The following is an 18,328-nucleotide window of genomic DNA, read 5'->3' as shown; positions in this document are numbered from 1 at the left end:
GCTCACGAATCCGGTGCCACAATGCGATTACGCAGCGTACCGAGTCCCTCGACCTCGGAGGTCACGATATCGCCGGCCTGCAGGAAGCGGGGCGGCGTGCGCGCAAAGCCGACGCCGGCGGGGGTGCCGGTGGCGATGATATCCCCCGGGATCAGGGTCATGACCCGTGACAGCTCGGCGATGATCCTGGGGATGGAGAAGACCATCTCGCCGGTGTGCGACTGTTGCTCGGTGGTGTCGTTGATCCGGCAGGAGAGGGCGAGGTTGTGGGGGTTCGGCACCGCATTGGCGGTGGTGATCCAGGGCCCCATCGGGCAGCTGCCGTCCACCGATTTGCCGAGGAAGAACTGCTTGTGTCGGAACTGCAGGTCCCGCGCGGAGAGGTCGTTGACGACGGTGTAGCCGAAGACGTGCTGAAGGGCGTCCTGTTCGCGGATGTGTCGTCCGCCCCGGCCTATGACGACCGCGAGCTCCACCTCCCAGTCCAGCTCGCTGGTGACGGACGGGTCGAGGATGAAATCGTCGTAGGGACCGGCGACACTGGTTGTTGCCTTGGTGAAGACCACCGGGGCTTCGGGCAGGGCGAGCTCATCGCCCTTGGCCTGCTGGGATTCCCGGGCGTGGTCGGCGTAGTTCAGCCCGAGGCAGATCACATTGCGCGGTGGGTGTGGCAGAGGCGCGAGGAAGGTCAGGGCCTCGGCGGTGACCCGTGGCCAGTCGTAGCCGGCTTCGGGGACGGTGCCGGCGCATAGGTGTTCACCCAGATCCCCGGGAGTGGGGGATACCGCCCAGCGGTCGCCCTGCTCGTGAACGGCGATCCGGGAAACGCCTTGATGACGGACGGTGGTGATGCGCATGGTGCCGTTTCCGCGTGTGGGGTTGCGATCGGGCCTGCCAATCGCCATTGTCCCGCAAATGGCGCCGTGCGTCGACGGTGGTGCACTCGGGGCCATCGGAGGAGGGGTGTAGATGCACGATCACGCTGGCGATGGCCCCCTGGAACGGCGGGTGCTTGAGGCCATTCGGCGAGTGGCTGCAGTCTTCGCCGATCCGCTCCTGGCGCCGCTGGATGCTGGCGCCGATGGTGTGGCCGAGCGCCCGCCTGCGGAAGGTGACGAGCAGCCCGAATATGTGCTGGCGTTGACCAGCACCGCCGGATGCCGGGTCGAGGTGCGCATTCCGGAGGCGGATCTGCTGGCGCTGGAGGGAGATGGCGTTGCCCATTCGGTCTATCAGACCCTGGTGCGTGAGTGCGGCGCCCACCTGGCCGAGCGCGAGACGCTGATCGTCACCACTCGCGGGCGTCCGGGTCCGGGCCAGTTGTTCCGTGTTTATCGACAGCGGCTCGGGTAGGCCAACCCGCCGTCCCCACAGGGGTTTCGCTTCTGGTAAGGTACGGCCAGCACGCAGGCTGCCTGCGGTATTCGCCCGCCCATCCGAGAGGTCAACGGGGAGCTCATGACCAAGAACTTTCTGGATTTTGAGCAGCCGATCGCCGAACTTGAGGCCAAGATCGAAGAGCTGCGCAACGTCGGCCAGGATTCCGAGGTCAACATCAACGAGGAGATCCAGCGCCTCGAGGCCAAGAGCCGCTCGCTGACGGAGAAGATCTTCTCCTCGCTGAGCGCCTGGCAGATCGTGCAGCTGGCCCGTCACCCCGAGCGCCCCTACCTCTTCGACTACATCGAGCGCATCTTCACCGATTTCCAGGAGTTGCACGGGGATCGGGCCTACGCGGACGATGCCGCGATCGCCGGCGGCGTGGCCCGTTTCGACGGGCGGCCGGTGATGGTTATCGGGCAACAGAAGGGGCGGGATACCAAGGAGAAGGTGCGCCGCAACTTCGGTATGCCCCGTCCCGAGGGGTACCGCAAGGCGCTGCGGCTGATGCGCATGGCCGAGCGCTTCGGGCTGCCGATCTTCACCTTCATCGATACGCCGGGCGCCTATCCCGGGGTCGGGGCCGAGGAGCGCGGACAGAGCGAAGCTATCGCCCGCAATCTTGCCGAGATGGCCCAACTGCGCGTGCCGGTGATCTGCACGGTGGTGGGTGAGGGCGGATCGGGCGGGGCGCTGGCAATCAGTGTCGGCAACCGGCTGCTGATGCTGCGCTACTCGGTCTATTCGGTGATCTCGCCCGAGGGGTGCGCCTCAATCCTGTGGAAGAGTTCGGAGCGGGCCGCCGATGCCGCCGAGGCGATGCAGATGGCGGCCGAACGGCTCCACGACCTGGGCATCGTCGATCGCGTCATCCCCGAGCCGCTGGGCGGTGCCCACCGCGATTACGAAGCCATGGCCGAGACGCTGCGCGAGGCGCTCCGCGAGGAGTGGGCGCGGGTCGGCCAGATGAGCCCGGATGAACTGGTGGCGGACCGCCACCAGCGCCTTGCCGCGATCGGCCAGCCCCAGGGGTAACGGCCGTGCTGGACCGCCGGGTGCTGGTGGCTCGATTGCTGGGCCTGGCGCCCGCGGCCGCGGCTTACCGCGTCGCGTTCAGCGGCGGGCGGGACTCCACCGCTTTGCTGCATGCCCTTGCCGAGGTTCGCGACCGGCTTCCGGCCCCCTTAGCCGCTGTCCACATCGATCACGGTCTGCATCCCGAATCGGCCCGCTGGGCCGAGGCGTGTGAGAGCGTCTGCGAGCGCCTCGGGGTGGGGCTGGAGTGTCGCCGCGTGGTGGTTCCGCCGTCGGCCGGTCAGGGGCTGGAGGCTGCGGCCCGCGAGGCTCGCTATCGAGCCTTCGGCGAGCTCTTGGCCGCGGGGGACTGCCTGGTTCTGGCCCACCACGCTGATGATCAGGCGGAGACCTTTCTGCTCCGGGCGCTGCGCGGTGGGGGGTTGCACGGTCTCTGTGCCATGCCGGCCTGGCGGCCGCTGGGACGGGGCCGGCTGGTGCGTCCCCTGCTGGAGGTGCCGCGCACGGCGCTGACCGCCTACCTGCAGTCCCGGTCCCTGGACTGGATCGAGGATCCGGCCAACCGAGATCCCGCCCATGACCGGGTCTATCTGCGCGAGCGGGTGCTGCCGGTGCTCGCTGCACGTTGGCCGGATGCCACCGGACACCTGCAGTCGGCAGTGGCCTCGTTGCAAGCGGATCAGGCCCTGCTGGGCGGGTATCTGGACCGTGATCTGGCGACGGCGCGTGCCGCCGATGGCCGCCCCGCGGTGGCGGAGCTGCGGCGCCTCATGCCGTATCAGCGTCAGGCGGTGGTACGGCACTGGTTGGTCTGCTCTGGCTATCGCCCGCCACCGGGGCGCCGCTTGGCCGCCGGCGTGCAGGCGCTGATCGAGTCGGGCCCGGATGCCCAGCCGGAGTTGCGGTGGACGGATGGGTGCATCCGGCGCTATCGGGGGCGGCTCTACCTGTTGGCTGCCGTCCCGCCGCCTGCAGATCCCGAGCCGCGCCCGCAGGCCTGGGCCGGGCAGGGGCGGCTGATCCTCGCCGGCGGGGCGTTGTCCGCGCAGTGGAGCCCGGCGGGGATCGATCCCGAGCGGCTGGCGCACGGGGTCACGGTGGTCTTTCGCAGCGGGGTGCTGGAGGTGGCGGCGCGGCGCCGGCTGCAGCGGCTGTACCAGCGTCTCGGCGTGCCGCCGTGGGAGCGCGATCGGGTGCCGCTGCTGTTCGCGGGCAGCCGCCCCGTGGCCGTGGCTGGGTACGGTATTGCGCCCGGTGAACGGGCCAGGCCGGGGTTGCGCATCGTCTGGCAGCCGTCTCGCCCTGCGGCTCAGTCGCCGTCGAACTGATCGGCCAGCGGTAGACGCAGACCGTGGCGATCGGCGGGTTCGTAGAGTCCGGTCTCGGCGTCGCCGCGGGCACTGCCGAAACCGACGTAGCTGTGGCGGCCGTAGCGCGCCAGACGCTGCAGCGCCTGGCGCGCCTGCTCTCGATCCTTAGCGGCGAGGACGATCAGCGGTTGTCCGCCACCGGTGGTGCTGGCCCAGGCGACGGTGTCGTGGTCCACGGGGCGGATGCGCTCGGTGATGCACGACTGCGCCGCCTCCAGGTGTTCGCCGACGGCCTCTCGGGGCGCCACGATCAACAGCGGGCGATCCCGGTCGGGTTCGCCGGGTTCGACATCGCCGCGCAAAGCCTGGTTGGCGGTTGCCTCCAGGTCTTCCCAGGCGCTGACCAGGGTCACAGATTCCGCCAGTAGGGTGTCACGTAGGATGGCCACCCCCTCGCCCAGGGCCAATTGTCGGTACACATGCTGATCGGGGTCGGCCTGCAGGTAGCGGGGGCGCGTTTCGCTGGCGAGTTCGATGCGGGTGCGCTCTCCGGGCTGCAGGTGGATCTCCTGCTCGTTCAGTCGGCCCTCGTCGCCCTTGAGGGCGACCGGGATGGAGACCGGATAGCCTTCCTCGTCCCAGTCGATCTCGACCTCGACCCGGTACCGGTCGTCGCCGTCGCGGGCAACGGTCAGCGTGCGTTCGTCCATCTCAAGGTCTGGGAGCTCGGTGGCTGAAAGGAACCACCGGAAGAGCGCCTGGATCGTTTCGGTCTCAGCGTCGTCGGCCTCGGCGGCGTCGCTGAAGGTGGCCTCGAGATCCGGCCAGCCGGCCTCACGGTGGACTTGCTGCTCATAGAACCGGCGGATCGCCTCGTCGAAGCCCGCCTCCCCCAGGGTGCGGTGCAGGGTGTGGAAGAGGGAAGCGCCGCGCTGGTAGCCGACGATCTCATCCGCCGAGCCGCGATTGTGCCGGAACTCGCCCAGCGGGTAGTCGGCTACCTCGGGGAGGGCGGCCTGGCTGCGCAACCAGTCACCACGCAGGCGGCGGGCCTCGTCGATATCCCGCTGCAGGGCCTGGTGGTAGTCGCCCATGTAGTAGGTCAGCGCTTCATTCCAGTTGCCGTCGTCATAGTCGGTGTAGACGCCGCGTCCCCACCAGTTGTGGACGACCTCGTGGGGCAGCGAGGTGTCCGGGATGAAGGGCAGGGGGATCACCTGCTCGCCCAGGGCGGTGAATCCGGCGAAGGCCAGCCCCACGGGGTAGGGAGTGGCCAGCACCGAGAAGGTCTCGTGTGGGGGTGGGCCGATCCACTCGCTGTACTCGTCCAGGTAGGCCGCGGTGCGTTCCAGATAGGTCTCGTGGTGCTCCGCCAGGGTCTCCGGGAAGAAGGTGTGGACGGTCCCGTGCCGAGCCTCGCGGGTGCGGTGCTGCCACTCGCCGGCGAACAGGGCGATGCCGAGTGCCGGTGCCGGGTGGTGGAATTCGACGCGGCGCAGTCCGTCCTCACTCTGCTCCTCGGCCCGCGTCCCCTCGGCGACCACTTGGAGCGGCTCGGGCACAGCGATGATCAGCCGGTAGCCCATCCGCCGCGATGCCGGACGGGGGTGCCAGCCGGCTGCCGCCTCGAGCCAGGCCCCCTCGGTGTGCAGGTGGCTGCCCCGGCCCTGTCCGTCGGGTTCGCCGGACCAGCGCAGCCGGGCTTCGGTGGCCTCGTCCGGATGCAGGATGACGCCCCGCTGACCTAGGGTCTCGACCCTTCCGGCGGTCAGTTCGGTCTGATCGATCCGAAACCCTGGGCCAACCGCCAGGGACAGCGGCTCTTCGTCCGGCAATCGCAGGGCCATGCGCCCCTCCAGGCGGCCGTCTTCGGGGTGCAGCCGAACGTCCATCTCGGCTTGAGGGGTGTCGGGCCACGCGGCCACGGCCGCCGCCGGCAGGGCGGCGAGAAGGAGAGCGGCGAGGATCCGGGTAGGCCTGCGCATATCCGGAGCATAGCGCAGTCACCCCGGCTTCGTCGCCCAGCCACTGCGGGACAACCAGCAATTGTCGTAACGACAACTGCCTTTTTGGGTCGCCGTTCTTACGCTGCCCTCATGGCAAGAAAAACCCCACGTGATCAGGCGCGGGCCGAGTTCGCAGAGCGGTTGCGGCAGGCCATCCACCGGTGTGGAATCGGTCCCCGGGAGTATGCCGAGCTGGGCCGCAGGGTCGGGGTCTCCAAGCAGGCCGCCCGCCTGTGGGTCGAGGGGCAGAACCTGCCGACCCGCGAGAACATCGCGAACCTCGCTCAGGTCCTTGGGGTGCGTCAGGCCTGGCTGGAGTATGGGGAAGGGCCGATGTATCCGGTGGCGACGGCCGAGCCAGATAGCGCTGAATATCGCCTTTGCGGCCCCCCCGGCCTCGATGAGCGCGAGGCTCGCCTGATCGTCGCCTACCGCCGGCTCGATGTCGCCTCACAAGCCGCTCTGGAGCACATCATCGACCGTATGATCCCGCGCAACGGGGCCGGCCCTGACGGGCCGCATAGCCGGGACTCCTGACCGATCCGTGCGTTGTGGGCCTACCCCCCTTCTGGTAAGGTTCCGCCATTCTGTTTCCCGGTCCATCCTTCCCTCAGCCTGGCTCTGTCCATGACGCGTTATCTATTTATTACTGGTGGCGTGGTTTCCTCCCTGGGTAAGGGCATCTCGGCCGCTTCCCTGGGGACCATCCTGCAGGCGCGCGGTCTGAGCGTGACCCTGATCAAGCTCGACCCCTACATCAACGTCGACCCGGGTACCATGAGCCCGTTCCAGCACGGCGAGGTCTACGTCACTGACGACGGTGCGGAGACGGACCTGGATCTGGGGCACTACGAGCGGTTCGTCCGCGCCCCGGTCAGCCGTCGCAACAACTTCACCACCGGTCGGATCTACGAGAGCGTGATCCGCAAGGAGCGCCGCGGCGACTACCTCGGCGGGACGGTGCAGGTCATCCCCCACGTAACCGACGAGATCAAGCGGTGCATCCAGGAGGGGGCCGACGACGTCGACGTCGCGCTGGTGGAGATTGGCGGCACGGTGGGCGACATCGAGTCGCTGCCCTTCCTCGAGGCGATTCGCCAGATGGGGACCGAACTCGGGCGCGAGCGGTGCATGTTCATGCATCTGACCCTGGTGCCGTTCATCGGCACGGCTGGGGAGATGAAGACCAAGCCGACTCAGCACTCCGTCAAGGAGCTGCGCTCGATCGGCATCCAGCCGGATATTCTGGTCTGCCGCGCGGCGCACCCGATCCCGGAGGAGGAGCGCCGGAAGATCGCGCTGTTCACCAATGTCGAGCCGCGGGCGGTGATCGCCGCGCTCGACGTGCCGAACATCTACCAGATCCCCGAGGAATTGCACCAGCAGGGCCTGGACCATATTGTCGCCGAGAAGTGGGGCTTGGAGCTGCCTCCGGCCAACCTGGCGGATTGGCACCGGGTGGTGGAGATCATGTCCAACCCGGAGGGGGAGGTCACGGTGGCCATGGTCGGCAAGTATGTCGACCTCACGGACGCCTACATGTCCCTCAACGAGGCGCTGCGCCATGCTGGTATCCAGACGCGTCAGCGGGTGAATATCCGCTACGTGGATTCGGAATCCCTGGAGCGCGAGGGGTGTTCGGCGCTGGAGGGGGCGGATGCCATCCTGGTGCCGGGCGGTTTCGGGCAGCGCGGCATCGAGGGCAAGATCGAGGCCGTGCGCTTCGCGCGTGAAAGCCGGATCCCCTATCTCGGCATCTGCCTGGGCATGCAGTTGGCGGTGATCGAGTATGCGCGGCACCAGGCGGGGCTGGAGAACGCTCACAGCACCGAGTTCGTCCGGCACCCGCACCATCCGGTGATCGGCCTGATCACCGAGTGGATGACCGACGAAGGCGAGGTGGAGCAGCGCGACGAGGCCGATGACCTGGGCGGCACCATGCGCTTGGGTGGGCAGCCGTGCCGCCTGGCTGCCGGGACCCTGATCAACCAAGTCTACGGCAAGGATCGCATCGTCGAGCGTCACCGCCACCGGTACGAGTTCAACAACCACTACCGCGAGCGCCTGGCCGAGGCCGGCCTGAGCTTCTCGGGGTGGTCCCAGGACGGTCGCCTGGTCGAAGTGGTGGAACTGCCCGAGCATCCCTGGTTTATTGGCTGCCAGTTCCACCCGGAGTTCACATCCACGCCACGGGATGGGCACCCGCTGTTCGCAAGCTTCCTGCGGGCGGCGATCGCCCACCGCGATGGCACTGCGCAGGCATTCAACCATGAGCAGCATTGAGCTCTGCGGTTTTCGGGCCGGCATCGAGCAGCCGCTGTTCCTGATCGCCGGCCCGTGCGTGGTCGAGTCCGAGGCGCTGGCCCTGGAGAGCGCCCTGGAGCTGCGTGATCTCTGCGCTGAGCTCGGGGTGCCGCTGATCTACAAATCCTCTTTCGACAAGGCCAACCGCTCATCGGCGCAGAGCTATCGTGGCCCCGGGATGGAGGCAGGTCTGCGCGTGCTGGAGCGCGTGCGCCGCGAGGTTGGGGTGCCCGTGGTCACCGATGTCCACGAGGATACCCCGCTCGACGAGGTGGCCTCGGTGGTCGATGTGCTCCAGACCCCCGCGTTCCTCTGCCGTCAGACCAACTTTATCCAGCGGGTGGCTGCCTGCGGGCTGCCAGTCAACCTGAAAAAGGGCCAGTTCCTTGCCCCTTGGGACATGACCCATGTCGTCGACAAGGCGCGCGCGACCGGCAATGAGCACATCCTGGTTTGCGAGCGCGGGGTGTCTTTCGGCTACAACAACCTGATCTCCGACATGCGGGCGCTGGCGGTGATGCGCCAGACCGGGGCGCCGGTGGTCTTCGACGCGACCCACTCGGTGCAGCTGCCCGGGGGGCAGGGCCACGCCTCGGGGGGGCAGCGGGAGTTCGTGCCCGTGCTGGCGCGCGCCGCGGTGGCCGCGGGCGTGTCGGGGCTGTTCATGGAAACCCATCCGGATCCCGATGCCGCGCTGTCCGATGGCCCCAATGCGTGGCCGCTGGATCGTATGCGCGAACTCCTCGCGACGCTGATCGCGCTGGATCGCGTCGTCAAGGAGCAGGGATTCGCCGAGCAATGAAGGAGCGACTGAATCATGGCGAACATCGAGCGTGTCATCGGCCGCGAGGTCCTCGACTCTCGCGGTAACCCGACCGTCGAGGCCGACGTCTGGCTGGACGACGGCAGCTTCGGTCGGGCCGCGGTGCCCTCCGGCGCCTCCACCGGGAGCCGTGAGGCGGTCGAGCTGCGTGACGGCGGGGGGCGTTACAACGGCAAGGGGGTGCGCACCGCGGTGGAGAACGTCAACACCACCATCCGCGAGGCGCTCCAGGGGGGGAGTGCCGACGATCAGGCCGCTCTGGACCGGCAGCTGATCGACCTCGACGGCAGCCCCAACAAGGACCGTCTTGGTGCCAACGCCATCCTCGCCGTATCCATGGCCGTCGCCCAGGCGGCAGCGCGCAGTCGCGGTCTGCCCCTCTATCGCCACCTGCAGCAGGAGGGGTCCGCTGCCCAGCTGCCGGCCCCGATGATGAACATCCTCAACGGTGGGGAGCACGCCGACAACAGCGTGGATATCCAGGAGTTCATGATCATGCCCATCGGGTTTGATCGGTTCTCCGAGGCGCTGCGCTGCGGTGCCGAGATCTTCCATGCGCTCAAAAAGGTCCTCCACGAGCGTGGGCTCTCCACTGCCGTGGGCGATGAAGGTGGCTTCGCCCCGGATCTGCCCTCCAACGAGGCGGCCCTGGAAGCCATCATCGAGGCCATTCAGCGCGCCGGCTATCAGGCCGGTGATCAGGTGGCCCTGGCTCTGGACGTGGCCAGCTCGGAACTCTATCGCGACGGTCGCTATCACCTCGCCTCGGAAGGGCGGGACTTCGACGCCGCCGGGTTCGCCGATTACCTGGCGCAGCTCGTCGATAAGTATCCGATCGTCTCCATCGAGGACGGCATGGATGAGTCGGACTGGGACGGCTGGAAGGTGCTGACCGAGCGCCTGGGTGGTCAGATTCAATTGGTGGGCGACGACCTGTTCGTCACCAACCCGCAGATTCTGCAGCAGGGGATCGACCGCGGCATCGCTAACTCCATCCTGATCAAGCTCAATCAGATCGGGACCGTGACCGAGACCCTGGAGGCGATCCGCATGGCCGACGAGGCCGGCTACACTTCGGTGGTTTCTCACCGCTCCGGGGAGACCGAGGATGTGGCGATCGCCGACCTGGCCGTGGCCACGCGGGCGACACAGATCAAGACCGGCTCGTTGTGCCGCTCCGATCGGGTGGCCAAGTACAACCAGCTGCTGCGGATCGAGCAGGAGCTCGGCGACGACGCCCGGTACGTGGGTCGAGACGCGCTGCGTCCTGAGCAGGGGTAGGTCAGTGATCGCCGCGTGGGGCCGTCCCAGGAGGGCGCCATGCGTTGGGTGAACGGGTTGCTCGCTGTGCTGCTGGTCCTCTTGCAGGCCCAGCTCTGGTTTGGGCAGGCCAGTATTCCCGGCTTGCTCGAACTGCGCGGTGCCGTGGCCACGCAGCAACAGCAGAACGAGCAGGCCGAGGCGCGCAACGAGGCGCTGGCGGCCGAGGTGGAGAATCTTAAGGAGAGCACCGAGGCCCTGGAGGAACGGGCCCGTTATGAACTCGGTATGATCCGGGACGACGAGGTCTTCTACCAGGTTGTGGAGGAGTAATGGGGCGCTACTGGGCGGTGATACCGGCGGCCGGTGTGGGCCGGCGTATGGGGGGCGGGGATCGCCCCAAACAGTATCGCCTGCTGCTGGGGCGGCCGGTGATCGGCTGGGCCCTGGAACGGCTGCTCGGTCACCCGAAGGTGGCCGGGGCCGTGGTGGCGTTGGCCGCCGACGACCCCCACTGGGACGCCCTGGGACTGGACAGGCAGGTGGCGGGGAAACCCGTGCACCGCGTGGAAGGGGGGGCAGAGCGGCGTGATTCGGTTCGGGCCGCGCTGGCCTACCTGGGCGGGATCGCCAACCCCGAGGATCGGGTGCTGGTCCACGACGCCGTACGGCCGTGCCTGAGTGCGGCCGAACTGGACCGACTGATCGACGAGGGGGGGGCAGCCGTCGACGGCGCCCTGCTGGCGACCCCGGTCCGCGATACCCTCAAGCGCGCCGATGGCGACTGCGTCGGTGCCACCGTCTCCCGGGAGGGGCTGTGGCAGGCCCAGACGCCTCAGCTTTTCCCGCTGCGGCGTCTGTCGGCGGCGCTGGACGCGGCCTTGGCAGCTGGTGTGGCCGTCACCGACGAGGCCCAGGCTGTGGAATGGCATGACGGCCAGCCGCGGCTGGTCACTGGCGAAGCCGGCAATCTGAAGATCACCCATCAGGCTGACCTGGATCTGGCTGCTGCCGTGCTTACGGCGCAGCGGGCGGCCACGGAGAGGGAGCAAACCGCGTGATTCGCATTGGGCAGGGTTTCGACGTCCACCGGTTCGCCGGCAAGGGCGAGGGTTTTCGGCTGGGCGGGGTCGCGGTCCCGTACCACAAGCGGTTGGAGGCCCACTCCGACGGCGATGTCCTCCTGCACGCGATCACCGACGGCCTGCTCGGCGCCTGTGGGATGGGGGATATCGGTCGCCACTTCCCGGACGACGACCCGCGCTGGCGGGACGCCGACAGCATCGGTCTGCTGGCCTCGACGCTGCGTTTGGCTGCCGAGGCCGGATGGGTGCCGGTGAATGTCGACGGCACGGTGATTGCTCAGGCCCCTAAGCTGGCTCCCTATATCGGTGCCATGCGCCAGGCCACCGCCGACGCCATGGAGCTGTCGCCCGGGGCGGTGAACGTCAAGGCGACGACCAGCGAGCGCCTCGGCTTCACCGGCCGGGGAGAGGGGATCGCCGCGATGGCAGTGGTCCTGGTGGAATCGGCCCCGGGGCGGGGTTGATCCGGGCCCACGGCGGACCCTTGGGCACGGCGCGCCTGCGCGCCTGCCCCGAGGACTTCCGCGTGGATGAGCAGCTGCCGTTTCAGCCCTCCGGGGTGGGCGAGCACTGCCTGATCCAGGTTTGCAAACGCGGCTGGACGACCGAGGCTGTCGCCAAGATATTGGCGGCTCGGGCGGGGGTGTCGCGGGGCGCCGTGAGCTTTGCCGGTCTCAAGGACCGGCACGCAGTGACCACCCAGTGGTTCTCGGTGCATGCGCCGAAGGCGTGCCCGGCGCTGCTGCCGGGATGTTTAGAGGACGGCGTCGAGATCGTTGCGGCTACCCGCAACGCCCGCAAGCTGCGCCGCGGCGCGCTCGGCGGCAACCGCTTCCGCCTGCTGGTTCGCGAAGTATCGGCGCCGCGTCGGGCGGTGGAGCGCCGCCTGCATGCCATTTCCCGGCGGGGCGTCCCCAACTATTTCGGGCCCCAGCGTTTCGGGCGCGGGGGGCGCAACCTGCAGCAGGCGCGGGCCTGGTTGCTCGAGGGCGAGCCGGTCCGAGGTCGTACCGTGCGTGGGCTACTGATCTCTGCGGTGCGTTCGGATCTGTTCAACCGAGTGCTGGCCCGGCGGGTGGCAGCCGGTACCTGGGATACGTTGCTGGCCGGAGAACGGGCGGCGCTCGATGGAACCGGTAGCCATTTTCCGGTGGTGGCGGTGGATGCCCCCCTCCGGCGGCGTGTCGCCCAGGGGGATGTCCATCCCAGCGGGCCTTTGCCCGGGGTTGGTGGGGATCGGCCGGAAGGTGCGGTGGCGGCGCTTGAAGACGAGGTCCTCGCCGAGGAGCCCGAGCTGCTGGCCGCACTGGCCGAGCGCGGGGTGCGCGCCGACCGCCGTCCACTGCGCCTGATGCCCCGGCAGTTGGTCTGGCACTGGCCCGACGCACAGACCCTCTCTCTCGACTTCACGCTCACCGCCGGGGCCTACGCCACCACGGTGATCGCGGAAGTCTTGGAGACCGCCGCGGAAGAGTGACATCGCTCCTGCCCCGGGGTTACCGCGGGCCCGGCTTGCGCAGCAGCACGTAGACGGCGCCGGTGCCGCCGTCACTCTCCGGTGCCGAAGCGAAGGCCAGCACGTCGTCCCTACGCCGCAGCCAGTGATCGACGGCGACCTTCAGCACCGGCTGCGGCCGCTGCGATCCGCGCCCCTTGCCGTGGATGATGCGCACACAGCGGTGGTTGCGTTCCGCGGCATGCGCCAGGAAGAGCGTCAGCTCTCGGTAGGCCTCACGCCGGGTCAGTCCGTGTAGATCGAGTTGGGCTGCCGGCGGGTAATGGCCGCGCCGCAGCTGTCTCAGCACGCGGCGCTGAACGCCGGCGCGGTAGTAGAGTAGCTCCTCCCCGGTTTCAACTTCGGCCGGGTCGGGCGGGGGCTCGAGCAGGCTCTCGACCACCCGACGCTCGTCGGCTTCACGCTGGATGGGCCGCGGTGGGGGCGGCGGCGGGCGCCTCTCGGTCTGATCGTTGTCGTAGCGGCGCACGTCGGCCATGGCCTGACGGAACAGGGCCGTTTCATCCGCCGGATCCCGCGAGTCGCCACTGCCGTCTTGTTGGTCGCTCATGCCGAACCCCCACGGTGGTGCTCCGGGACACGTTATACTGCCAATCTTGGCGGCAACTGTGTGTTCGAGGCTTCGCCTGCAGGAGCAAGATGTACATTCTGATCAGCAACGACGATGGTTACCAGGCCGAGGGGATTCTGAAGCTGGCTGAACGGTTGGGTACCGTGGCGAGGGTGACCGTGATGGCCCCGGAGCGGGATCGCAGCGGGGCCAGCAACTCGCTGACGCTGGAGGATCCCATCCGCGTCCATCCCATCGAGCCCGACCGGTTCCGGGTCCAGGGCACACCGACCGACTGTGTGCACTTGGCGCTGACAGGGCTGCTGGAGGAGGATCCGGACATGGTCTTCTCCGGCATCAACGCCGGCGCCAATCTGGGCGATGATGTGCTTTACAGTGGCACGGTGGCAGCGGCGATGGAGGGGCGCTACCTCGGCCTGCCGGCGGTCGCCATCTCGCTGGCCGGTACCTGGGCGCCGGTGCACTACGACACCGCCGCTCGGGTCGCCGTGAAACTGCTTGAGCAGATCCAGGATGACCCGCTCCCCCCGGACAGTATCCTCAACGTCAACGTGCCGGACCTGCCCTGGGACGAGATCCAGGGGTTTCACGCCACGCGGCTCGGCTGCCGGCATCGCGCCGAGCCGGTCATCAAGCAGCACGACCCGCGGGGGCGCACCATCTACTGGGTGGGGCCCCCGGGCTCGGAGCAGGACGCGGGTCCCGGGACCGATTTCTACGCCGTACGCAACGGGTTTGTCTCGGTGACCCCGATCCAGGTCGATCTAACCCGGCATGCGGGGCTCGAGCAGGTCCGCGGCTGGCTGGACGGGGTGACGTGGTGATGCGCGAGCGGAACGCAGCGGGGATTGGCATGACCTCTCAACGGACCCGGGATCGGCTGGTGGATGCATTGGCGGCCCAGGGTATCCAGGACGAACGGGTGCTCTCGGCGATGCGCGAGGTGCCCCGGCACCTGTTCGTCGACGAAGCCCTGGAGAGCCGCGCCTACGAGAATACCCCGCTACCCATTGGCGAGGGGCAGACGATCTCCCAGCCCTGGGTGGTCGCACGGATGACCGAGCTGCTGCTCGAGCCGGGGGTCCCGGAGCGGGTGTTGGAGGTGGGGACCGGCTCCGGCTACCAGGCCGCGGTGTTGGCCCGGCTGGTTCCGCGGGTCTACAGCATCGAGCGGATCGGTTCCCTGCTGCGCCGGGCCCGAGAGCGGCTGCAGGCGGTCCGCCTGTTCAACTGCCAGCTTCGCCACGGTGATGGCTATGAGGGGTGGCCGGAGTACGCCCCCTACGACGGCATCATCGTGACCGCGGCGCCGGACGCGCTGCCGGAGGCGCTGCTTGAGCAGCTCGCCGACGGGGGGCGTTTGGTTGCACCGATCGGTGGCGCCGGCTATCAGGAGCTTCTGGTGGTGGATCGTCGGGGGGATGCGTACGAGCAGCGCCGGGTGGCCGGAGTCTCGTTCGTGCCGATGCTTGAGGGGCGGGTCTGAGTGCGAGTGTTCGGGCCGTTGTACAGCTGGACGGTGCGGTGGGCCGGCCACCGTCGGGCCCCCTGGGCGCTGGGTGGGCTCAGTGTCGCTGAGTCCTCGGTGTTTCCGATCCCGCCGGATGTCCTCCTGGCCCCGATGGCTCTGGCGCGGCCGAATCGGGCCGCATCCTTTGCCCTCATCGCCACGGTGGGGTCGGTGCTCGGTGGGCTGATCGGTTACGCCCTCGGGTACTTTGCGCTCTACCTGGTCGAGCCGTGGATCGAGGCGGCCGATTACGAACAGGCCTATCGGACGGCGGTGGAGTGGTTCCGCGAGTGGGGATTCTGGGTGGTCCTGGTGGCCGGTTTTTCGCCCATCCCGTACAAGGTCTTCACGGTGGCGGCCGGGGCGACCGGGGTTGCCCTACTGCCCTTTATTATCGCCTCGCTGCTGGGTCGCGGGGCGCGGTTTTTCCTGGTCGCCGGCCTGGTAGCCTGGGGTGGCGCTCGGCTTGAGCCCTGGTTGCTGCGCCACGTCGAGCGGCTCGGGTGGATCAGCGTCATCGTGTTACTGCTCGGAATACTGTGGGTCAAGTACGGGTAGCCGTCCGATGCTGGGCACCGCGTCGCGCATCCTGGTCTGGGCCTTGATCCTCCTCCTGATACCCGGTTGCGCGACGCTCTGGGACGGTGACTGGGAGGAGGATGGCCACCGGCGAATCTATCTTTACGAGGTGCAGCCGGGCGACACCCTAAGCCGCATCGCCTGGCGACATGGGTTGCGTGTCGAGCAGCTGCAGCGCTGGAATGAGCTATCCAGTCCGGACCAGATCCAGGCCGGGGCGTATCTGGTCCTGAACCCGCCAGGCGGTGCCGCGGACGGCGACGACCCGACACGGGATGCAAGCGAGGCACCGGCGGGTGACACCACCAGCGAACCGCCGCCCCCTCCGGATGATCCCCCCGCCTATGAACTCGACTGGGTCTGGCCTGCCGAGGGCGAGGTGCAGAGGTCCTATGCCACCGATAGTGGGGGCAAGAGCGGTATCCAGATTGGCGGTTCGGAGGGGGACTCGATCCGCGCTGCGGCCGATGGCGAGGTGGTCTACAGTGGTAGTGGGCTGCGGGGGTACGGCAATCTGGTCATCCTCATGCACGATGATCGCTTCCTGTCGGCCTACGGCTACAACCGCACCCTCAAGGTTCAGGAAGGGGATCGAGTCAGCGGTGGGGATCCGATTGCGGAGATGGGGCGTGCACCCGGGGCCGAGGCAGCCAGTCTACACTTCGAGATCCGCATCGATGGCGAGGTGGTGGACCCGGAGGCCTACCTCCCGGCGCGAGATTAGGACAGGTTAAAAAGAAGTCGAATCGTTCATACTTTTCCTATTGCGCTCTTGCCGGTTTGGTAATAGCTTAACCATAGAAATTTGATTACCGTCAAAACAACGATCATCAATGCGAGGGTTGAAAGCGCCTCGCAGCAGGGGGTTTGGAGGCGGCGCGGCCGCGCCGGGAGTTGACCAAGGAGCTGATCCTCCATCGGCTGTCCAAGGAAGCCGGGCGGGGAAGCCCGGCGAGCGGTTAGAGACCACTGGGAGGTCCATATGACCCTCGATACGGCGGTTGTCAGCGTGCACGCGTACGCTGATGTGGACGCAGAGCGCGATCCCCCGATGATCGATGACCCCGGCGAGCTGATCCAGCCCTACGGCATCGATGAGGGCAGCGAGCCCGAGCCGGCTCGCCGGCCCCGTAGGAGCCGATCCAGCACGGAGTGTCGCACCGCGCTGGACGCCACGCAGCTCTACCTGAATGAGATCGGCCACGCCTCCCTGCTCACGGCCGAGGAGGAGGTCGCGCTGGCGAGACGCGTTCAGCAGGGCGATGCGGCAGCCCGGGCGCGCATGATCGAGAGCAACCTCCGGCTGGTGGTCAAGATCGCCCGGCGCTACATGAACCGCGGCCTCGCCTTCCTGGACCTCATCGAAGAGGGCAACCTGGGGTTGATCCGCGCCGTGGAGAAGTTTGATCCCGAGCGCGGGTTCCGTTTCTCGACCTATGCGACCTGGTGGATCCGGCAGACCATCGAGCGCGGCATCATGAATCAGACACGCACCATCCGGCTGCCGATCCACGTCATCAAAGAGATCAACCAGTACCTGCGGACCCAGCGCCGCCTGACCCAGACACTGGATCACGAACCCACGGTCGATGAGATCGCCGATGCTATGGGGCGTTCGCCGGAAGACGTCCGACGCATGCGCGGTCTCAACGAGGGGACCACCTCGGTGGATGTGCCGATCGGCAAGGATTCCGACCGGGTGCTACTCGACGCCATTCCCGACGAGACGCAGGGCATGCCGGAGAATGTCCTCGAGGACGACGACGTCGTGCGGCATCTGCAAGACTGGCTCGGCTTCCTCACTGACAAGCAGCGGGCCGTGCTGGAGCGGCGTTTCGGGCTCAACGGCCACGAGCGCTACACGCTCGAGCAGGTGGGCACGCAGGTGGGGGTGACCCGCGAGCGGGTACGACAGATCCAGATCGATGCACTGCGGCGGCTGCGCGAGCTCATGGAGCGCGATGGCTACTCCCAGGAGGCGGTCTTCGGCTAGCGCGGGGCCCCGCGCAGGGATCAGGGCGCACCTACGGCAAAGGGTCGGGGATTTGGTAAGCTGACCCGGTAGCCGTAGGAGGCGTCATGGCGAAGAAGCTCCACATCCTGGTCGTGGACGACGCGACCTTCACCCGGGATCTAGTCAAGAAGGGGGTCAAGCTTGGCTACCCCGGGTTCGTCGTGCACGAGGCTGCCAACGGTCGGCAGGCGCAGGCGAAGCTGACCACCGGTGGCTTTGATCTCGTCCTTTGTGACTGGGAGATGCCGGAGGTCAGCGGCCTCGAGGTGCTCGAATGGATGCGCTCCGACGAGAATCTTTCCGACATCCCGTTCGTGATGATCACCAGCCGTGGGGATCGGGAGCACGTGGTTCAGGCGGTGGAGCGCGGCGCCACCAACTACATCGTCAAGCCGTTTACCAATGAGAAGCTCTTCGAGGTGGTGACCCGGGCGCTGACCAAGTCGCTGGGGGTCTCCGCCAAGGCGCTGAAGAAGCTGGGCGGGGCTGAATCCCAGGTCCAGGGGGGCGACTCGGCCGCCGTGCTTGCTGGCGGGCTTTCGGGTGATCTGAATATCGCCGAACGCCTGGAGACCGACGCCAGCGTGCCCAGCTCCCGCAAGGAGCGTGCAACGCCTCGGGATAAGGTCATCGCCCAGGTGCGCCACTCGGGCGGCACGATTGGCTGCCTGGTCAAGGAGATCGACTTCAACCAGGTGGTGGTGGTCTTCAAGCGGCCCGAGCGCATGCCGACCCTGCTCGATCAGGCCACCTTCGATTTCACTACCGACGAAGACGGGCGGACCTCCCGCGTCAACGCCTATATTCACGCCCTGCAGGCGGCCGAAAAGCGCCAGGATACTGATATCCTGCGCATGACCCTGCGGTTTGTGGATGACGATCCCGATAAGCAGGATCACCTGGGGTACTATTTCACTGTCATCGACGGCTGAGAG

Annotated in this window: 20 protein-coding genes; 17 read left to right on the top strand and 3 right to left on the bottom strand. The window is 67.8% G+C overall.

Annotation, left to right across the window (positions count from 1 at the left end):
• Positions 1-2 precede the first annotated feature (2 nt).
• The gene (locus HHAL_RS07310; RefSeq protein ID WP_041595096.1) at positions 3-857 is read right to left on the bottom strand and encodes a fumarylacetoacetate hydrolase family protein; all 855 of its coding nucleotides are present in this window, start codon (positions 855-857) and stop codon (positions 3-5) included.
• 112 nt (positions 858-969) lie between these two features.
• Between HHAL_RS07310 and HHAL_RS07305 the strand changes: the two genes are divergently transcribed.
• The 3 genes from HHAL_RS07305 to tilS all read left to right on the top strand — a co-directional run bounded on the left by HHAL_RS07305 (position 970) and on the right by tilS (position 3,743).
• Positions 970-1,353, top strand: a complete 384-nt coding sequence (locus HHAL_RS07305; protein ID WP_011814233.1) for a hypothetical protein — start codon at positions 970-972, stop codon at positions 1,351-1,353.
• A gap of 105 nt (positions 1,354-1,458) precedes the next feature.
• Positions 1,459-2,415, top strand: coding sequence for an acetyl-CoA carboxylase carboxyltransferase subunit alpha (locus HHAL_RS07300; RefSeq protein WP_011814232.1), 957 nt, complete (start codon positions 1,459-1,461; stop codon positions 2,413-2,415).
• 5 nt (positions 2,416-2,420) lie between these two features.
• Positions 2,421-3,743, top strand: a complete 1,323-nt coding sequence (gene tilS / locus HHAL_RS07295) for a tRNA lysidine(34) synthetase TilS (RefSeq protein WP_011814231.1) — start codon at positions 2,421-2,423, stop codon at positions 3,741-3,743.
• Here the strand turns inward: tilS and HHAL_RS12640 are convergent.
• Positions 3,725-5,710, bottom strand: coding sequence for a M1 family metallopeptidase (locus tag HHAL_RS12640; protein WP_011814230.1), 1,986 nt, complete (start codon positions 5,708-5,710; stop codon positions 3,725-3,727). The two genes, tilS and HHAL_RS12640, sit on opposite strands and share 19 nt — an antisense overlap.
• 111 nt (positions 5,711-5,821) lie before the next feature.
• Between HHAL_RS12640 and HHAL_RS07285 the strand changes: the two genes are divergently transcribed.
• The 8 genes from HHAL_RS07285 (at position 5,822) to truD (ending at position 12,680) form a co-directional block, all read left to right on the top strand.
• Complete coding sequence (locus HHAL_RS07285; RefSeq protein WP_011814229.1) at positions 5,822-6,268, top strand: helix-turn-helix domain-containing protein; 447 nt, start codon at positions 5,822-5,824, stop codon at positions 6,266-6,268.
• A 90-nt stretch (positions 6,269-6,358) separates the two neighbouring features.
• Positions 6,359-8,014 carry a CTP synthase gene (locus HHAL_RS07280; RefSeq protein WP_011814228.1) on the top strand — a complete coding sequence of 552 codons (1,656 nt, stop codon included), beginning with the start codon at positions 6,359-6,361 and terminating at the stop codon, positions 8,012-8,014.
• On the top strand, positions 8,001-8,837 hold the full coding sequence (gene kdsA / locus HHAL_RS07275; protein ID WP_011814227.1) for a 3-deoxy-8-phosphooctulonate synthase: 837 nt from the start codon (positions 8,001-8,003) through the stop codon (positions 8,835-8,837). Before HHAL_RS07280 ends, kdsA begins: the two co-directional genes overlap by 14 nt.
• Before the next feature lie 15 nt (positions 8,838-8,852).
• Positions 8,853-10,139, top strand: coding sequence for a phosphopyruvate hydratase (gene eno, locus HHAL_RS07270; RefSeq protein WP_011814226.1), 1,287 nt, complete (start codon positions 8,853-8,855; stop codon positions 10,137-10,139).
• Positions 10,140-10,178: 39 nt separating this feature from the next.
• Positions 10,179-10,451 (top strand): cell division protein FtsB, encoded by a 273-nt coding sequence (gene ftsB, locus HHAL_RS07265; protein WP_011814225.1) that lies wholly within the window; start codon positions 10,179-10,181, stop codon positions 10,449-10,451.
• The gene (gene ispD, locus HHAL_RS07260) at positions 10,451-11,179 is read left to right on the top strand and encodes a 2-C-methyl-D-erythritol 4-phosphate cytidylyltransferase (protein WP_011814224.1); all 729 of its coding nucleotides are present in this window, start codon (positions 10,451-10,453) and stop codon (positions 11,177-11,179) included. The genes ftsB and ispD overlap by 1 nt, the downstream gene beginning before the upstream one ends.
• Complete coding sequence (gene ispF, locus HHAL_RS07255; RefSeq protein ID WP_041595513.1) at positions 11,179-11,667, top strand: 2-C-methyl-D-erythritol 2,4-cyclodiphosphate synthase; 489 nt, start codon at positions 11,179-11,181, stop codon at positions 11,665-11,667. Before ispD ends, ispF begins: the two co-directional genes overlap by 1 nt.
• Before the next feature lie 20 nt (positions 11,668-11,687).
• The gene (truD, locus tag HHAL_RS07250; RefSeq protein WP_242464072.1) at positions 11,688-12,680 is read left to right on the top strand and encodes a tRNA pseudouridine(13) synthase TruD; all 993 of its coding nucleotides are present in this window, start codon (positions 11,688-11,690) and stop codon (positions 12,678-12,680) included.
• A 19-nt stretch (positions 12,681-12,699) separates the two neighbouring features.
• Here truD and HHAL_RS07245 read toward each other — a convergent pair whose 3' ends face one another.
• On the bottom strand, positions 12,700-13,269 hold the full coding sequence (locus HHAL_RS07245; protein WP_011814221.1) for a Smr/MutS family protein: 570 nt from the start codon (positions 13,267-13,269) through the stop codon (positions 12,700-12,702).
• An 89-nt stretch (positions 13,270-13,358) separates the two neighbouring features.
• Here HHAL_RS07245 and surE point away from each other — a divergent pair, with 89 nt between their 5' ends.
• The 6 genes from surE to HHAL_RS07215 all read left to right on the top strand — a co-directional run bounded on the left by surE (position 13,359) and on the right by HHAL_RS07215 (position 18,325).
• Positions 13,359-14,114, top strand: coding sequence for a 5'/3'-nucleotidase SurE (surE, locus tag HHAL_RS07240; protein WP_011814220.1), 756 nt, complete (start codon positions 13,359-13,361; stop codon positions 14,112-14,114).
• Complete coding sequence (locus HHAL_RS07235; protein ID WP_011814219.1) at positions 14,114-14,776, top strand: protein-L-isoaspartate(D-aspartate) O-methyltransferase; 663 nt, start codon at positions 14,114-14,116, stop codon at positions 14,774-14,776. The genes surE and HHAL_RS07235 overlap by 1 nt, the downstream gene beginning before the upstream one ends.
• Positions 14,777-15,358 (top strand): YqaA family protein, encoded by a 582-nt coding sequence (locus HHAL_RS07230; RefSeq protein WP_041595094.1) that lies wholly within the window; start codon positions 14,777-14,779, stop codon positions 15,356-15,358.
• A 7-nt stretch (positions 15,359-15,365) separates the two neighbouring features.
• Positions 15,366-16,103: a peptidoglycan DD-metalloendopeptidase family protein gene (locus HHAL_RS07225; RefSeq protein WP_011814217.1), complete on the top strand. Its 738-nt coding sequence runs from the start codon at positions 15,366-15,368 to the stop codon at positions 16,101-16,103.
• Between the two features lie 258 nt (positions 16,104-16,361).
• Positions 16,362-17,372, top strand: coding sequence for an RNA polymerase sigma factor RpoS (gene rpoS / locus HHAL_RS07220; RefSeq protein ID WP_011814216.1), 1,011 nt, complete (start codon positions 16,362-16,364; stop codon positions 17,370-17,372).
• An 86-nt stretch (positions 17,373-17,458) separates the two neighbouring features.
• Positions 17,459-18,325, top strand: coding sequence for a response regulator (locus HHAL_RS07215; protein ID WP_011814215.1), 867 nt, complete (start codon positions 17,459-17,461; stop codon positions 18,323-18,325).
• The last annotated feature ends 3 nt before the right edge of the window (positions 18,326-18,328 follow it).

The sequence above is a fragment of the Halorhodospira halophila SL1 genome (assembly GCF_000015585.1).
GTDB lineage: Bacteria > Pseudomonadota > Gammaproteobacteria > Nitrococcales > Halorhodospiraceae > Halorhodospira > Halorhodospira halophila.
This window is presented reverse-complemented; position numbering and strand designations above follow the sequence as displayed.

Coding starts and splice junctions, on each gene's coding strand:
- HHAL_RS07310 (WP_041595096.1), bottom strand. CDS start 857: ATGCGCATCACCACCGTCCGTCATCAAGGCGTTTCCCGGATCGCCGTT.
- HHAL_RS07305 (WP_011814233.1), top strand. CDS start 970: ATGCACGATCACGCTGGCGATGGCCCCCTGGAACGGCGGGTGCTTGAG.
- HHAL_RS07300 (WP_011814232.1), top strand. CDS start 1,459: ATGACCAAGAACTTTCTGGATTTTGAGCAGCCGATCGCCGAACTTGAG.
- HHAL_RS12640 (WP_011814230.1), bottom strand. CDS start 5,710: ATGCGCAGGCCTACCCGGATCCTCGCCGCTCTCCTTCTCGCCGCCCTG.
- HHAL_RS07285 (WP_011814229.1), top strand. CDS start 5,822: ATGGCAAGAAAAACCCCACGTGATCAGGCGCGGGCCGAGTTCGCAGAG.
- HHAL_RS07280 (WP_011814228.1), top strand. CDS start 6,359: ATGACGCGTTATCTATTTATTACTGGTGGCGTGGTTTCCTCCCTGGGT.
- kdsA (WP_011814227.1), top strand. CDS start 8,001: ATGAGCAGCATTGAGCTCTGCGGTTTTCGGGCCGGCATCGAGCAGCCG.
- eno (WP_011814226.1), top strand. CDS start 8,853: ATGGCGAACATCGAGCGTGTCATCGGCCGCGAGGTCCTCGACTCTCGC.
- ftsB (WP_011814225.1), top strand. CDS start 10,179: ATGCGTTGGGTGAACGGGTTGCTCGCTGTGCTGCTGGTCCTCTTGCAG.
- ispD (WP_011814224.1), top strand. CDS start 10,451: ATGGGGCGCTACTGGGCGGTGATACCGGCGGCCGGTGTGGGCCGGCGT.
- HHAL_RS07245 (WP_011814221.1), bottom strand. CDS start 13,269: ATGAGCGACCAACAAGACGGCAGTGGCGACTCGCGGGATCCGGCGGAT.
- surE (WP_011814220.1), top strand. CDS start 13,359: ATGTACATTCTGATCAGCAACGACGATGGTTACCAGGCCGAGGGGATT.
- HHAL_RS07235 (WP_011814219.1), top strand. CDS start 14,114: ATGCGCGAGCGGAACGCAGCGGGGATTGGCATGACCTCTCAACGGACC.
- HHAL_RS07225 (WP_011814217.1), top strand. CDS start 15,366: ATGCTGGGCACCGCGTCGCGCATCCTGGTCTGGGCCTTGATCCTCCTC.
- rpoS (WP_011814216.1), top strand. CDS start 16,362: ATGACCCTCGATACGGCGGTTGTCAGCGTGCACGCGTACGCTGATGTG.
- HHAL_RS07215 (WP_011814215.1), top strand. CDS start 17,459: ATGGCGAAGAAGCTCCACATCCTGGTCGTGGACGACGCGACCTTCACC.